Consider the following 15673-nt stretch of genomic DNA (forward strand, 5'->3'; position numbering starts at 1 on the left):
AATTGTTCTAGAGTTCTATGTAATGCTCCGGGAAAAATGGGTGGGTAGCAATAATTATTTTGTGCTAACCTACAGACAAAAAAACCCTCAGTGGTGTTAGCCAGCTAAGGGAAGTTAGTTATCAGGGTGCATCTACTTGTTAATTGTTCTAGAGTTCTATGTAATGCTCCGGAAAAAATGGGTGAGTGGCAATAATTATTTTGTGCTAACCTACAGACAAAAAAACCCTCAGTGGTGTTAGCCAGCTAAGGGAAGTTAGTTATCAGGGTGCATCTACTTGTTAATTGTTCATTGTTTTTAACTTATGCTCCGGAAAAAATTACCCAAAGATTGCAGCTTGTCACATACCGAAAAAAATCCTGTGGCTGGTAGTTGGGTAGGGGAGTTAGTTGTTAGGATTTTATCTACTTAATCTACTTAATAGTTTATCTATCAATGCTTATAAACGCTCTTGACAAACAAGAGCGTTTTTTATTTGCCAAATTGACAATCTCAGGGAGCCAAGCCGCTGAGATTCTTCAGAGATTTTCACTCGTAAAGGCTGTGCCAAACAGCCACTAGACACTCCGCTTAAAGCATTGTGCTTACTTTTTCACAAGAATGCGATTATCCTAGCGAAAAATATGGAGGCTGTCAAGATACACCAAAAACCACAGCGGTTAAAACCGTGGTCAGTGAGCAGTTCGACAAGCTCACTGTAACACTTGTCGAACTGCCCGTGTCGTTTCCCTCTCAGGTCTAAAGACACGCTCGTTTCCCACTTATCACCAGGTCTTATGAAAAAAGAAAACCCCCAGTGAGTTTTAGCCAAACTAGGGGAATTGAAGATCAAGGTGCATCTACCAATAAACAGTTCTCGACGGGGATCAATCAATCCGGATAAAGTGGTTGCAGCCAACAGACACAAAACCCTTGTGAAAAAGTAGATTAAGATCAATAGGAAGGCATCTTTGAAACTTTAGAATGGCAAAAAACATCTAGAGTATTGGCAGGATTAGCCACTTGTGGCATGATTCTCAAAAACAATACTGCTAATTGTTCTATATTTCCTAGTGTCGGGTGAACAAGATCATGTCTACCGATGCCAGAACAGTTAATGTTTAAGGCATATAATCACAATGGGTGGAGATTTAAATGTGGCTGATAAGTAGGTTGGCGTTGAAAATTGTCGTTATAGCACTAAGTAAGAGACAAGAGGCAAGAGGCAAGAGTAAAGAAGTTTTCAGCGATTTTACGTGCATTGTATAGGTTTTATGGAGCAGAAATTGTGACCCAGGAATTTCACATTTCCGCAACGCAGGTGGGGCAAAATGACTATCTGGTGCGAACGGAACAAGTTGCACCTGGGGTACCGGTGGCAGAAGAACTGGTGCATTGGCCTGTGGCTGAGTGGTTGGCGGCCGCAGGCGATTTGATGGATGATCCTTTGCAGTTAATGTTGCAGGGGAATATGGTAGCCAGAAACTCTGTTAACTTGGTGTCCTTGGGTCAGGAGTTATATAATGCGCTGTTTCAAGGAACACTCAGGGATAGTTGGATTACTGCCCAAGGTATAGCCCAAAATCACCAACAGGTGCTGCGGCTAAGATTGGGATTGAAGGATACGAGATTGGCGCGGTTACCGTGGGAAGTGATGCACGCAGGCGATCGCCCATTGGCTACGGGTCCTTATATCACCTTTGCCCGTTACCAAAGTGGCATCGCCCCAGGCTCACGGTTACTGACTCATAATCTGCCCACGTCGCCGGAAGTACGGGGGATAAGAGTGCTAATGGTGATTTCTTCACCTACCGATTTAGCGCGGCTAGATTTGCTCAAACAAGAAGCTATTAATCTCAAGGCAGAATTGCACCGCCCAGCATTAAGAGTGGCGGATGGTAATCATCATCTTCCAGAAATTGAATTGACCGTTCTTGACGGGCCGGGGAGGGAAGAACTCACCCAAGCTTTAGAACAGGGACATTACCATATTCTCCACTATTCTGGTCATAGCAACTTGGGGGGCAATGGTGGGCAAATTTATTTAGTGAGTAAAAAAACTGGCTTAACAGAAACTCTCAGCGGAGATGATTTAGCTGGGCTACTGGTTAATAATAATATTCAAATGGCAGTGTTTAACTCCTGTTTGGGGGCATATCGGGCTAGGTCAGAGACGGAGTCAGACTCAGCAGAACGGAATTTAACTGAAAGCTTGGTAAAACGGGGAATTAGAAGTATTTTGGCGATGTCAGAACGCATACCTGATGAGGTAGCACTGACGCTGACACAATTGTTTTACCGCAATTTGAGTCAGGGCTATGCTGTAGATTTATGTGTAAGTCGGGTTCGTCAAGGCTTAATTTCTGCCTATGGTTCTCAGCAGATGTACTGGGCTTTACCAATTTTGTATCTCCAGCGAGAATTTGATGGCTGTTTGACACCAGAAGTTATGGCTACGCCACGGGGGCTATCGGAGTTACTGAACCAATATCAGCCCATCAAGCAGCCAAATAGTTATAATTATGCTGATATGGGAACTAACCCAGAAATTCCTTTAGCTATTGATGATATTCTCAATCCTAATTTTGGAGAGGAGACGACGGAGGTAGACTGGCTAGGGGAGAATACTTGGGGTGATCTGGGCGATGAAATTGAGTATGATGATCCCACTTATAATGAGGATTTGGCAATAGTTTCTGATTTGTTTCGTCAGCTTGGCAATCCGGTTGCTAAAACAGAAGAACCAAGTATGAAGACGGAATTAATCGCGGAGAATCATCATTATTTGTCGGAAATGCAGGTTGCCCAACCGAAACAAAATTTAGATTGGGAAAATGTCCCAACTCAGATTACCCCAACTCCCTTGAATCTTGAGAAGCGTGAGGTAAATCCTCAGTTATCACCGTCACCTGTCCCTCCAAAGGGTAATCGTTTTCACCGAACAAAATCACCATTGTTAGTGTATGGTTTGGTGGGAGCAAGTGCAATTACTGTCATTGTTGGTATTGGTTGGTGGTGGCATCAACGACAAGTGCGCAAGTCTGCTGATGTGCCGCCGATTCCTGGACAAAATCTCACAAGTAATCAGTATCCACGGATTAATTTAGCTAATTCAGCTACGGGAATTGTCACGGCAACGGCGACGGCTCAGTTGAGTCAAGGTCATTTAACGGCTGGGTTAGATGCTGTTAATGAATTACTGAATCGTGGTGCTTTGACGGCTGCGGAAACAGCTTTAAATTTGATTCCTACTCAGGATGCTGAAAATCCAGCTGTGAATTTTTTCCGGGGGCGTTTAGCTTGGCAGTCAGTCCAAACTAAAAATAATAAATATAGTATTGATGATGCTCGTCGTTATTGGGCTAGGGCTGTAGAAAAGCAGCCAGATTCTCTTTTGTATAATAATTCTTTAGGATGTGCCTATTATGCGGAGAATAATCTCAATTATGCTAATGATGCTTGGTTCAAATCCCTGAGTTTGGCATTAAAGCCCCAACGGAATAAAAGTTCTGATCCAATGAAATATCCCCAAATAGCTGGAGAACCGGAGGCTTTGACGGCTTATGCTGGATTGGCTTTGGGTTTATATAAATCTGCTAACAGTCAACCCGCTGATAAACGCCAGCAATATTTACGGGAAGCGATTAAACTTCGGCAAATGGTGATTCAAAATGCGCCCGCAGACTTTACCATTGAGAGGTTATCACAAAATTGGCTGTGGACAGAACAGGCGATCGCTGATTGGAGAGCGCTTTTGCAAGAAAATAGTCCATAATTGTGGACAATGATCAAAAAACCTTGTAATCCCATACATCAGGCTAAAATTAAATAACTATGACTATATTTACAGCCTGAGACAACGAATCTGCTTAGATATATAAACGACGTTATTAGAAGTCAGGAATCAAAAAAATGAAAAAAGTAGAAGCCATTATCCGTCCATTTAAACTAGATGAAGTGAAAATTGCCCTAGTTAATGCGGGTATTGTCGGGATGACAGTTTCTGAAGTTCGGGGTTTTGGACGGCAAAAAGGGCAAACTGAACGCTATCGGGGTTCGGAATACACGGTAGAGTTTCTCCAAAAACTGAAAGTGGAAATCGTTGTTGAAGATGCCCAAGTTGATATGGTTGTAGATAAGATTATCTCCGCAGCCCGGACTGGTGAAATCGGTGATGGTAAAATTTTCATCTCCTCTGTTGAACAAATTGTCCGCATTCGGACAGGAGAAAAAAATACGGAAGCCGTATAAGTATTAAGTATTGGGTGTTGAATATCCAAAAAATTGGCGTTGCTGAGTCTGTAAATGTGAAAACAGAAAATCAGCCGCGCCTTTTATACACCCTCTAAGGGTCTTCCAATTAAATTTTGCCAAAGTTGACATACTCACCGACTTGAAGGTGCGGGGAAACACTTGACACTTCGCCAGAACCCGCCACAAGTGGTCTTATCGTCCCTCCATGTCAGGCATAATACTGTTTATGTTTCCACTTTTTGGGCTAAATGTAACTAGTTGAAAAGGGTATTAAGGGTATTTTTGCAAAAAATTAGATTGTGGTAGCGAATTATATATCAGTGAAGGACAAACTGTACAAAAAGGACAAGCGATCGCTGCCGTCGGTTCTACAGGCTTCTCCACGGGTCTCCATCTCCATTTTAAAGTCCGCCGCGATGGTACACCTGTTGACCCAGCAAATTACTTATAATTAAATGCTGTTTAAATTCAAAAAGTATGTTATACTATCAAATGTATAAGGGCGCGTGGCTCAGTGGATAGAGCAACAGGTTCCGGTCCTGTAGGTCGGGGGTTCGAATCCCTCCGCGCTCATTTTTTATAATGTCACTTGTCAGATTATTTGACCGCGTTGACAAGTTGGTGTCCGTCTTGCCTGTAATTAGTGATACGGAAGACGCAGTATTTATTACTCCAGGTCTAATTTGGTGGGACTGGCTGCTTTGGTATATTGGCTGTCTACGGGGATAAGTTTTGATATTGCTTGTGAAACTCACAAAACACCTAAGGAACAAGAACCGGAGTTGTTTATTTCGGGTCAGGGGAGGCGGTTTATGTTGTTGTGATCACAGGATGATTCGCTTTCTTTGGTAGAATTTGACAGGGAAAGAGCGATTCCTAGGTCGCGCTTCGCTATCGCATCTTTGGATGAAGGTAAAGCTGTAATTCCTGTGTGGTTAGATGTTATTTATCAATGGCTGGAGGTTAAGTTAAAAATGTGATAGGTACAATAAATAGCCATAATTAATCAACTTAATATTTTGTGTACAAATGTATGATTCAGTAAAATTTTTTGTTTATTATCTGCATCTTATACACTTCTTGGTAAACTAATAAGGTACTTACTATTACAATAAACCTACTAATTAATATGGAAACTAAGCAGATATATACAAGTTTTATTCATTGGTTCGGTAGTCATGGTAAAAATTATGGCTTTATTGTCAGACCTGAAGATATAGACAGTTTCTCAAAAATGTCCAAGTATGAGAAATATCAGCAAGGTTATCGTTTTGATGAGGAAAATATTATTGACCCAAAGTTTTTAGATTATCTAAAACAAGATAAAAAAAATGGAGAAGATATTTCTGTTCAATTTGAGTTAATTACTCAGGGAAATGGTAAATCAAAAGCTATTAATGTAAGATTATACAAGTATATTGGAACAGTTAATACAATTATTGAAAATTCTATTATTTATATTGAAATAAAATGTAAAGATGTTTCTCCACGTCTTTTTAGAAACAATTATCATTCTCAGTTAAAGTTACATGATATTGTTTCATTTGGAGTAAGAACTAAGAATAATAGATATGAAGCAATATTAATTGATAAAATAGAAGATGAAAATACTATATGTAACTACATAACCAGTAATGATCCTACTATTTTCATAAAAAGTCTGATTGCCCACATCAACCTCAATATTCTCTCATTAGAGGAAATAGAATCAAAAATTAGTGAAAGAAAAACATTCTTAACAGACTTAGACGCAATTAATTTTAAACTTAAAAAACAATTAGCTCAAAAAATTCCTTCTATCTCTATTAAATATGCGGATTTGAGATCCTGTTTAACAAATTTACCAGAATATCCTCAGTTAGTTAATCAATATATTAATGACTTGGATAAAAAATTACAAGATGAAATTCTACAAGAATTAATAGATAAAATGAATAAAAATGGTGAAAAATTAATTGATGATTATTGGAATAAGATTGAATATCTATCAGCAAACTTAGAATATAAAGGATATTTATGGGGAGTTGCACCAAAAGAACATAAGCTGAAAAAGATAGAGGAAAGATATCAAAGATTCTTTGATATAGTTAAACGATTTGCAGAATCTGGTTATCCTGACGAACATAAAATATGTGGTAATTGGCAAGAATTATATTCTTTAAATGAAGATGAAAAAGAATTGATTAAAAAATGGATGGATGAAAATAATGATGATGAATTTGTAAAAATGGTTGCTGCTCGTGGTGCTGAAAAGTTAGTAGCAAAATACTATGAATCTATTGGATATGATGTAGAAGATATTTCGATTAAACAAGTTGAAAATCATGATGGTGGAGATTGGAAAAAATATGATATTAGAATCACAAAAGAAAAACAACCTATATATTTAGATGTTAAAAATGCTAGATCATCTCAAAATTCAAAGGTTTACTCCTCATTTTGTGTTAGAAAATTAAAGGAATATCGTGAACAAGATATTAAAATTATAGGAGTTCTTTCCCCTCTTCTATATCAGAATGATTATCAATCCAAGAAATCCAAGAAATATATACATATAATATGGTACTGTGCGAATAAATTGAATGAGGAAGAAAAAATAGAATTAGAAGACAACATCAAAGATGATTTAGCTAGAGATAAAAAATCTCAAAATCAAAACATCACAAAAAATGATATTTTACAAGCTATAGAAAAAGAAAAACAAAATCAAGATATTTGCAATTCTGAGCAAATTAAAATACTGGGAACTTTTGATAAACGTGATATTAGTGAACTTAAAGAATTGTTTTTAGGGGAAAGTCTAGCAAGAAGTATTAATATTAGTAATGAAGGAGATAAGCCTTATTATCCTCACTGGTTATTTGATTATGATGACGATTTTTATGTTAACCAAATAAAGATCATCGAAGAATTTAGAAACTTAACTAATGAGGAAATACCATCATATGAAGCATATCAAGAATTTAACTCAATTAAAAAACAATATAATGCTTTACCTTTATTTCTTGCTGCTAAAAGAAAATTACCTAATGACTGGAGAAAAGAATTATCTGAATGGAGATGCAAATTTATTGATAATATTCTTAATATTAAATCTCAAAGAATTAAATTACCTCATATATTTTTAGCTATACTCAAGCATTTTCTGAGTATGATTGGTAGCAATAGTAATAATCAAGATTATGATCCTCTGAAATATTTAGAAATTTTATATACTCACCAAAATCTCGATGAAGATCCACATCCTTTGAAAATATATGATCCTGTTAAAGATCAACATCCTAATTCTTCCAAAAAATCACCGACGATTATAAATTTTTGTGAAACTTTGAATATTTTATATAGTCGCAGAGAAAATCTGAAATTAAATGAGTTTGTAAAATTCCATTTTCAAGGTAAAGGATTATTACAAGGAACAAAATTAGGAAGTAATGAGAAAACAAGAATTTTAGCCTATTGTGGTAAATGTGGATATCCTCATATCATTAGGAATGAAGAACTAGGTAAAAATTATAATATATGTAATACTTGTAAGCGTCTAGTTTGTCCTAAATGTCAATATTGTAATTCTAAATGGGAAAAAGATAATCAAAATAAAAATATCGAAATTTATTGTCCTGGATATATAGCAAGAACCAAATCAATCAATATTGTCATTTTAGTAGGTAGAGTAAATGCAGATCCAAATGTTAAATATTTTGATAGTGGCAAGATAAAATGTAATTTATATTTAGCGGTAGATCGTCATACTAAAAAAGGTACTGATTTATTTAAGTTAGAAATGTGGAATAAAATGGCCAAAATTGCAGAAGAAAACTTACGTGAAGATAGTCTAATTGCTGTTCAAGGTACTTTGGGTTTTGAAACATGGAGAGATGATAAAACAAAAGTTAATCGCTCTCAACCTGTTATTAAGGTCGAGAAATTAGATTTATTAGATCCCAAACTAAATCAGCAATACAATCTTAATGATTGGTGAATATTAATAATTCATCCATTCTGATAAACCTACCTATCCAACTTTATATAAAGAGAATGAAAAAACTTGACTCAACTGAAAGTTTTATTTTCTACAACCTTTGTTAAAATTATCTAAAAATCACTTTAGCAAACTTATCTAAACCGTATGATAGAACAAGAAAAAACTAATCATTATTTTGTTGACGAAGCTGGAGACTTAACATTTTTTGACAGAAAAGGAAGAATTATAGTAGGACAACCAGGAGCATCTAAATTTTTTATGGTAGGTGTAGCCCAAGTTTTTCAACCAGAAAAAGTAATTTTAGAACTCGCAGAACTCAGAAAACAACTTTGTAATGATCCCCGATTTAAAGATATTCCCTCAATGCAACCGTCAGCCAAAAAAACTGCAATTACTTTCCATGCTAAAGACGATCATCAAGATGTCAGAATGGAAGTTTTTAAACTGATGCAAACTTTTGAAGTAAAAATATTTGTAGCTATTAGATGCAAAGCAGAGTTAGCCGAAGCAACCAAAAAAACCTATGAAGCTTTGAGCAAAAAAATAAATCAAGATGATATATATGATGATCTAGTAAAACGATTATTTAAAGATCGTTTACACAAAGCCAGTGTTAATCATATCGTTTTTGCCAGACGTGGTAAAACCGCACGGGAAGAAGCACTACAACAAGCAATTAATCAAGCTAAAAAGAACTTTGAGACTAAATGGAAAATATCCTCAGATAGTCAAACAATTATTACACCAGCCTACCCATCGGAATATGCTGGCTTACAGGTTGTTGATTACTACCTATGGGCTTTACAACGATTATATGAACGCCAAGAAAATAAGTATTTTATGCCACTTGCTCAAAAATACAGGATGATTATGGATTTAGATGATCGGCGAAATAAGAACTATGGAGAGTGGTACACCGATTCCAACCCGCTATTACTAGATAAACTAAAATGGTTTGTGGGCTAGGTCTAAGTAGACAAGCTACCCAAACACACGGCATGAAGCCGACGTTCGCCCACAGTTATATTATATCATTTATAATTGGAAGTTTCAAATATTTGGCTTGAGCATTTCCACCCCACAACCTTTGAGAACCCGCAGCGTTCTATCTCTAATCTCTGCTACCGTTCCCTTAGTCATTTGATACTTCAAATGCTCAATAATTGCGGAAAATAACTCCTTTGCACTACATTCTTGCGGTATTTGGATATAAGCAACAGGCACAGTTGGCGGTTTTCCTGCTTCTTGTTTAGGTTTATGCCTGAGTCTGTAGGCATCACAACCCATAGTTTTACCCGTTCTTGACTCTCCTAGCACCCTACCAGACTACCGTGATTGTCGCTTACCATCTAACCAATCATGGAGCATTTTCACCTGTTCCAATAGAATAAAACTTTTCCGATTCAATCGGTGAATTTCTGCTTGTAATTTCTCATCATTCGGGAAGAATATCACCTAATTCTTGAGCAACACTTTGGGCTTGTTGTGAAGTCATGATTTACCACCCGTAATCTTCGCGCATTTGTTCATCATCAAAAACCGAGAGAAAAACCAATGCAGATTCAATATAGTGAATATGTACTATCGCCGCTGGAGAATAGCAGCAAAAGCATGGTTCGCACCACCTTAACCAACCCTCGAAAAGCTTGATCAAGAGGATTTTTCCGACTATAGCTACCCAACTTACGCAGTAGCATCTAATATTCTGTAGCTAAAATTACAGTTTATTTGAGGATGTCATGAGATGATCCAGAAAAACATAGAGATTTATGTAAGTTAGACACTGAAACAACCTAGTTTCGGTGACAGAAATATAAATTACGACTAAGGAAAAAGCTACAACCTTTGATATTGCTTGCAAATTTTTAATTTACATAAAGCGGACAATATTAAGTATATAATTTGCTATCTTGCATTAATTAATAATTAATACTTTTTTGGGGTTTGGTGGTAAAAACCACGCATTTTTTCAGATTTTGATTAAGGTTTGCCTTCAGTAAAAATATCACCTATGCAAGTCCATCTAACTAATCGGCAACAAAATATACTTTGGGCGACTATACGTCATTACATTGCGACAGCAGAGCCTGTTGGCTCTAAAGCTTTAATTGAAGGATTTGATTTAGGTATTAGCTCGGCTACTATTCGCAATGTGATGGGTGTTTTAGAAAAATCAGGGTTACTTTATCAACCACATACTTCTGCGGGAAGAATTCCTTCTGATTCTGGTTATCGGATTTATGTTGACCAACTAATTAAACCATCAGAAACTTTAGCTAAAGAGGTAGAAACGGCATTACAAAGACATTTGCATTGGGAAGATTGGAGTTTAGAGGCTCTATTACAAGGTGCAGCCCAAATTTTAGCAACATTAAGCGGCTGTATTACTTTAATTACTATGCCACAAACCACGACAGCAAAGTTACGACATTTGCAACTAGTGCAAATTGAATCCGGGAAGATTATGTTGATTGTGGTGACAGATAGTTATGAAACCCATTCTAAGGTGATGGATTTATTTTCAATATCATCAGTAACTAAACCTGAACCGGAGGTAATTGATCATCAATTGCAGATAGTTTCTAACTTTTTGAATAGTCATTTGCGAGGAAGGAGTTTATTAGAATTAGGCTATCTTGACTGGAGTGAATTAGATCAAGAATTTCGAGTTTATGGCGAATTTTTGAAAAGTTCTTTGGTAGAATTGACTCATCGCGCTCTTGCACCAACGACTACACAAATTATGGTGCGGGGGATTGGAGAAGTCTTACGACAACCTGAGTTTTCTCAAGTACAGCAGGTACAGACAATTATGCAATTGTTGGAAGAAGAACAAGACCAACTTTGGCATTTAATTTGTGAAAAAACAGAAATGGATGATACAAATAAGTCTAAAGTAACGGTGCGGATTGGGACAGAAAATCCTCTTGAACCTATTCGCACCTGTACTTTGATTTCTGCTATTTATCGTCGGGGTTCTGTGCCAGTGGGAAGTGTGGGAGTTTTAGGTCCAACTAGGTTAGACTATGAGAGTGCGATCGCTGTGGTCGCAGCAGCAGCAAATTATCTCTCGGAAGCTTTTAGTTAATTTCCATAAATTCATGATCAGAAAAATCACTTTTGGCTTACTATGGCTAGGATTTGTTTCCTATGCCTTTTTCTTTGCTCCTCCTGAACAACCGGATACTTTTGAGTTGATAAAAAATCTCTCTACAGGAAATTGGCAAGGGATTAATCCGCTGATTATATGTTTATTTAATATCATGGGAATTTGGCCTTTTATATATAGTGCAGTGGTATTTTTTGATGGTAGAGGTCAAAAAATACCTGCTTGGCCATTTGCTAGTGCTGCTTTTGCTATTGGGGCTTTTGGGCTTTTACCATATTTAGCTTTAAGAGAACCCAATCAAAAGTTTGTAGGGAAAAAAAAATTATTTCTCAAATTACTAGATTCTCGCATTTTTGGAATTTTATTAACTTTAGGTGCGGCGGTTTTATTTACCTATAGTTTACAGGGAGACTGGGATAATTTTCGACAACAGTGGGAAACCAGCCGATTTATTCACGTCATGAGTTTGGATTTTATCATCTTGAGTCTATTATTTCCCACGTTGTTAGGAGATGATATGACAAGACGAGGTTGGCAAAATAATCAGTTATTTTGGTTATTTGCGATCATTCCTGTGTTTGGAGCTTTGATGTATCTGTGTGTGCGTCCACCTATAGATATAGAAAATCAAAAAGGAGTTGAGACAACAATACTCCACTAACTCCTGACTACTAAAATTAAAAAGGTAAGTATCCAGTTGTGAACAACATCTACTGAAATTACAGGAGACAAAAAATGTTTAATCGCATGATGGGAAAAACTCGCTATATTGTCTGTCGTTTGTTCTTGCATTTAAACGGAGAAGAAGTAGCGCCAATCTTAGGTGTCCTCAACAGTAGTGCTAGAACAGCGATTAATGCTGACGGTGATCTGGATATTTTAGGAGAAGAATTGGTGCAACTGTGCCAAACTTTCCTACAATATGATGAATATTGGTTTGCTGCTGCTAATGAAGGTGATGTCTTTTGGAATCAAGGGGAAGCAGGAGATTATGTCAATGAACTATTCACAGACTCAGCCCAAAGATATGGGGCTAATCTTGATTTTAATTCCACTTCCTCAAATCAGCCCTTATCACTTCCTGTCACCCGTAACATCGTTGTCATGATTACAGTCGCTGCTGAAGGGGAAATTACCGAGTTAGAAACTGATTTAGCCAACATCCCAGCTTTGAAAGCAGCCTTTAAAGCCGTAATTAATCTACACTACAAACATAAACTCCGCGCTATCCAAGTGCATTTTTCTCCAGCCCAATTAGGTGATGAACTTTCCAGTGATCAATTATTGGAATATTATCCAGAATTGATCCCACTGTAAATGATTCGTTAGTCTGTAATTAGTACCCGAAAACAAACATGAACACAATGATTATCAGTATACTACGTAAACTTACAGTTGTTTGTTTAGCCTTAACTTTGTGCTTAACAACTGTCGCTTGCGGGGGAGGAAACCAAGCTAATTCTCCAACTAAGAATATTAGCCAAACTGCTACTCCCACCAAGTTAAATGATGGTCAGTATGAAGTACAACAGGGTACATACAATGATGCCAATGGTGAGTATACCTTGTTTTTACTCAATAACAATCCCCCCAGCTTTGCCACAGAAAAGCTGCAAATGGCACGATTGACTGATGATGAAATCAAAGCAGGTAAGAAAACTTACTTAAAAGTAGAAAATAGTCAGCCAGTCTTATACATGACCGAGGACTTCAAACTTGAGTACGTCCACAACGTCACCGAAACCAGAAACAATCCCCAAACCGGACAACCGGAAACTGTGATTGTGCGCCAACAAAGTAGCTTTTGGGCCCCTTTTGCAGGAGCTTTAGTTGGTAACGTCGCTGGTCAAGCTATTGGTAGTATGTTGTTTAGACCTCAATATTATGTTCCCCCCGTTTATCAGCCAGGTGGGATCATGAATGGTCATGGTGGCTATGGTTCTAGCTATGATTCGGCTGTTTCTAGTTACCGTTCTCGCTACAATGAACCACCCGCAGCAGTGAGAAATCGCACCACTTTCCGCACTACAGGAAACATCAGAAATTCGTCTTCAGGAACCGCCAACCGGACTACAACAACTGGACGAGCTTCTGGTTCTGGTTTTGGTGGTAGTACCCTTACACCTTCTGGTAATTCTAGCTCTACTCGCCGCAATTCTGGTAGTAGTTTTGGTAGTGGTGGCCGTTCTTCAAGTCGCCGTTCTTCCGGTTTTGGTAGTAGAAGAAGATAGGAAATTTATGTATTAACTCTTGATTCCTAGGTTGGGTTGTGGAACGTTTACTTTCGCCCAGCAATGGTACGTATCTCTGACGGGAGGCGTTAGCCATAACCCAACATGAGCGTTGGGTTGCGCTATCGCTTCACCCAACCTACACAAAATGCTAAAACTTCAAGTCTTGAGCATTGACACTAATAGACTGAGGATTTTGATTTGTCACTGATTGTGCTAATTTGCCATTAGAAAGAACAGCAATGGCACGGGTATATTGGGGATCGCTATTTGTACCAATTAAATTCGGATTAGAAGCTAATTGGCGTTCTTGAGTTTGGGTCAAGTCTAGCTTGATATCGGGGGCAATCCCTTTATGATTGATATCTGTACCATTGGGTGTATAGTAATGGGCAATAGTCACTGCTAAACCTGAACCGTCTCCTAGTTCATGGACTGACTGTACCAAAGCCTTACCGAAGGTTTGACTACCAACAACTACAGCCCGTTTATTATCCTTGAGTGCGCCGGTGAGGATTTCACTAGCACTGGCGGAATTACCATCAACTAAAATTGCTAAAGGTAGTTTGGTAATGGCTGTCCGATTAGCTTGTGTTTGAGCGCTCGATCCTTTGCGGTCTACGGTTTTGACGATATGACCGTCATCTAACCACATCCTGGCAATTTCTATACTCGCATTTAACAAACCACCAGGATTACCTCGCAAATCTAAAACGTAGGAATCAACTTTTTGGTCGTTCAACTTGCGAATGGCTACACGCATTTGATCAGCGGCATGAGAGCTAAACTCTTGTAATCTAATATACCCAACTTTCCGACCAGCTTCTTGTTTGAGGGTATATCGGACTGTGGGAACTTCTATTGTCACCCTGGTTAATTTAACTTTAAATTTGTTATTTGCTCTTTCTAAATCCAAACTAACAGAAGTACCTATCTGCCCACGAATCAACTTTGAGGCATCTTCCACGCTCATTTTCAGGGTAGATTTACCATCAATTGCGATAATCTCATCACCTGATTTGAGTCCGGCTTTCAGGGCTGGAGAATTTTCTATCGCTTCAATAACGGTCAGGCGTTTGGTTTTTTCGTTTAGTTGCATCCGAATCCCAATCCCGGATACTTCCCCAGATGTTTGACTAGTCAAGGATTCATATTGTTTGGGGTTCATAAACCGGGTGTAGGGATCACCTAGTTTCTGTAAAGCTTCGCGGATTGCTACATAAGCCTCGTCTTTAGAAGTATAGTCTTTACTTAATAGGCTTTGTCTGATTGCTTGCCAATCTTGTTGGTTAAATTTTTCATCAACATATTCACGATTCACCAACTGCCAAACTTGGTCAACTAAGGCTTTCGGACTGTCTTGTAAAGCCGCATGAACTGAGCGTGTCAAAGCTTGACCAAATACGGATATAGTAGCAGTTGTGGCGATCGCTCCACCAATCAGGGCAGCTTGGAGCGGTGAGTAACGTTTCACAGATTGGTTCATGTATATTAGCTGAAATAGTTGTGTTTTTGACAGTTTATCAATCAGAATTTTCTGATGTTTTCTAGTTTTTTTTATCCTAATAACCTTGATACTTCATCTATCTTTTGGTTTTTTGTTAATGATGAGTCAGATATTGTATTTGTTGGTTAACAAATACGGTTCGATTTTATCAGTTTTTTTACAGAACAACACGAGTATTTAACACTTAGGTGAGTGTCATTTGTAAATGCCCAATTATCTTCTTCACCATAGCACTTTCTTGGCTTAGTAGCTGAGATTTACATCAATAGATAGTTAAAGTTTTATTAAAAATTTATCTTAATTAATTCATTTTCAGGGCAAATTTAAGAAATTGTGGCAATTGTTACAAAAATTATTTTGGGGGTTAAAACTGCTCCTGATTATTTGGCTGGTTTTGGGGCGTTGGCATAGCCCGTCCTAGACATCGCTCTGGCGGAAAAAATCTGTCCCCACGCACTGACAATCCTACTAGTAGTCTGTCAAATTTATTTTGACGGGTTTTTGGTAGTGCGGTCAAGATGCCCGCGTGAGCGAGACGCTCACACTACAGTCCATCATTTTTATCTTGACAAACTACTAGACGAAGTTGAAAAATATCATCAAGTCGTTCA

At 37.8% G+C, this 15673-nt stretch carries 13 protein-coding genes, 1 tRNA gene and 2 pseudogenes; 12 read left to right on the top strand and 4 right to left on the bottom strand.

Going from position 1 to position 15673, the window contains the following annotated elements:
- The first annotated feature begins 1267 nt into the window (after nucleotides 1-1267).
- The 8 genes and pseudogenes from hetF (at nucleotide 1268) to FJR09_RS13960 (ending at nucleotide 9181) form a co-directional block, all read left to right on the top strand.
- Nucleotides 1268-3754: a cell division protein HetF gene (gene hetF / locus FJR09_RS13930; RefSeq protein WP_015079583.1), complete on the top strand. Its 2487-nt coding sequence runs from the start codon at nucleotides 1268-1270 to the stop codon at nucleotides 3752-3754.
- A gap of 137 nt (nucleotides 3755-3891) precedes the next feature.
- Nucleotides 3892-4230, top strand: a complete 339-nt coding sequence (locus tag FJR09_RS13935) for a P-II family nitrogen regulator (RefSeq protein ID WP_015079584.1) — start codon at nucleotides 3892-3894, stop codon at nucleotides 4228-4230.
- Between the two features lie 307 nt (nucleotides 4231-4537).
- Nucleotides 4538-4684, top strand: a pseudogene (locus tag FJR09_RS13940) (M23 family metallopeptidase); the annotation flags it as partial.
- A gap of 49 nt (nucleotides 4685-4733) precedes the next feature.
- Nucleotides 4734-4806: transfer RNA gene (locus FJR09_RS13945), tRNA-Arg, on the top strand.
- Nucleotides 4807-4815: 9 nt separating this feature from the next.
- Nucleotides 4816-4962: a hypothetical protein gene (locus tag FJR09_RS25270; protein WP_254433112.1), complete on the top strand. Its 147-nt coding sequence runs from the start codon at nucleotides 4816-4818 to the stop codon at nucleotides 4960-4962.
- Nucleotides 4963-5078: 116 nt separating this feature from the next.
- On the top strand, nucleotides 5079-5213 hold the full coding sequence (locus FJR09_RS25885; RefSeq protein WP_256369518.1) for a hypothetical protein: 135 nt from the start codon (nucleotides 5079-5081) through the stop codon (nucleotides 5211-5213).
- 149 nt (nucleotides 5214-5362) lie between these two features.
- On the top strand, nucleotides 5363-8212 hold the full coding sequence (ssb, locus tag FJR09_RS26190) for a single-stranded DNA-binding protein (RefSeq protein ID WP_371416443.1): 2850 nt from the start codon (nucleotides 5363-5365) through the stop codon (nucleotides 8210-8212).
- Between the two features lie 147 nt (nucleotides 8213-8359).
- The gene (locus FJR09_RS13960; protein ID WP_168654105.1) at nucleotides 8360-9181 is read left to right on the top strand and encodes a DUF3800 domain-containing protein; all 822 of its coding nucleotides are present in this window, start codon (nucleotides 8360-8362) and stop codon (nucleotides 9179-9181) included.
- Nucleotides 9182-9265: 84 nt separating this feature from the next.
- On the opposite strand, the gene FJR09_RS25280 is transcribed toward FJR09_RS13960, so the two are convergent.
- The 3 genes and pseudogenes from FJR09_RS25280 to FJR09_RS26195 all read right to left on the bottom strand — a co-directional run.
- The gene (locus FJR09_RS25280; RefSeq protein ID WP_254433113.1) at nucleotides 9266-9502 is read right to left on the bottom strand and encodes a TniB family NTP-binding protein; all 237 of its coding nucleotides are present in this window, start codon (nucleotides 9500-9502) and stop codon (nucleotides 9266-9268) included.
- Between the two features lie 39 nt (nucleotides 9503-9541).
- Nucleotides 9542-9670, bottom strand: a complete 129-nt coding sequence (locus tag FJR09_RS25890; RefSeq protein WP_256370257.1) for a hypothetical protein — start codon at nucleotides 9668-9670, stop codon at nucleotides 9542-9544.
- A 146-nt stretch (nucleotides 9671-9816) separates the two neighbouring features.
- A pseudogene (locus FJR09_RS26195) lies at nucleotides 9817-9912 on the bottom strand (hypothetical protein); the annotation flags it as partial.
- 314 nt (nucleotides 9913-10226) lie between these two features.
- Between FJR09_RS26195 and hrcA the strand changes: the two are divergent.
- The 4 genes from hrcA to FJR09_RS13990 all read left to right on the top strand — a co-directional run bounded on the left by hrcA (nucleotide 10227) and on the right by FJR09_RS13990 (nucleotide 13555).
- The gene (gene hrcA / locus FJR09_RS13975) at nucleotides 10227-11303 is read left to right on the top strand and encodes a heat-inducible transcriptional repressor HrcA (RefSeq protein ID WP_015079588.1); all 1077 of its coding nucleotides are present in this window, start codon (nucleotides 10227-10229) and stop codon (nucleotides 11301-11303) included.
- Between the two features lie 13 nt (nucleotides 11304-11316).
- Nucleotides 11317-11985 (top strand): hypothetical protein, encoded by a 669-nt coding sequence (locus FJR09_RS13980; RefSeq protein WP_015079589.1) that lies wholly within the window; start codon nucleotides 11317-11319, stop codon nucleotides 11983-11985.
- A gap of 74 nt (nucleotides 11986-12059) precedes the next feature.
- Nucleotides 12060-12641, top strand: a complete 582-nt coding sequence (locus FJR09_RS13985; RefSeq protein ID WP_015079590.1) for a DUF1517 domain-containing protein — start codon at nucleotides 12060-12062, stop codon at nucleotides 12639-12641.
- A gap of 47 nt (nucleotides 12642-12688) precedes the next feature.
- Nucleotides 12689-13555 carry a hypothetical protein gene (locus tag FJR09_RS13990; protein ID WP_041458312.1) on the top strand — a complete coding sequence of 289 codons (867 nt, stop codon included), beginning with the start codon at nucleotides 12689-12691 and terminating at the stop codon, nucleotides 13553-13555.
- Nucleotides 13556-13706: 151 nt separating this feature from the next.
- Here the strand turns inward: FJR09_RS13990 and ctpB are convergent, their stop codons facing one another.
- Nucleotides 13707-15041: a carboxyl-terminal processing protease CtpB gene (gene ctpB / locus FJR09_RS13995; RefSeq protein ID WP_015079592.1), complete on the bottom strand. Its 1335-nt coding sequence runs from the start codon at nucleotides 15039-15041 to the stop codon at nucleotides 13707-13709.
- Between the last annotated feature and the right edge of the window lie 632 nt (nucleotides 15042-15673).

This window comes from Dolichospermum sp. UHCC 0406 (assembly GCF_009712025.1).
In the GTDB taxonomy this organism is placed as follows: Bacteria; Cyanobacteriota; Cyanobacteriia; order Cyanobacteriales; family Nostocaceae; genus Dolichospermum; species Dolichospermum lemmermannii.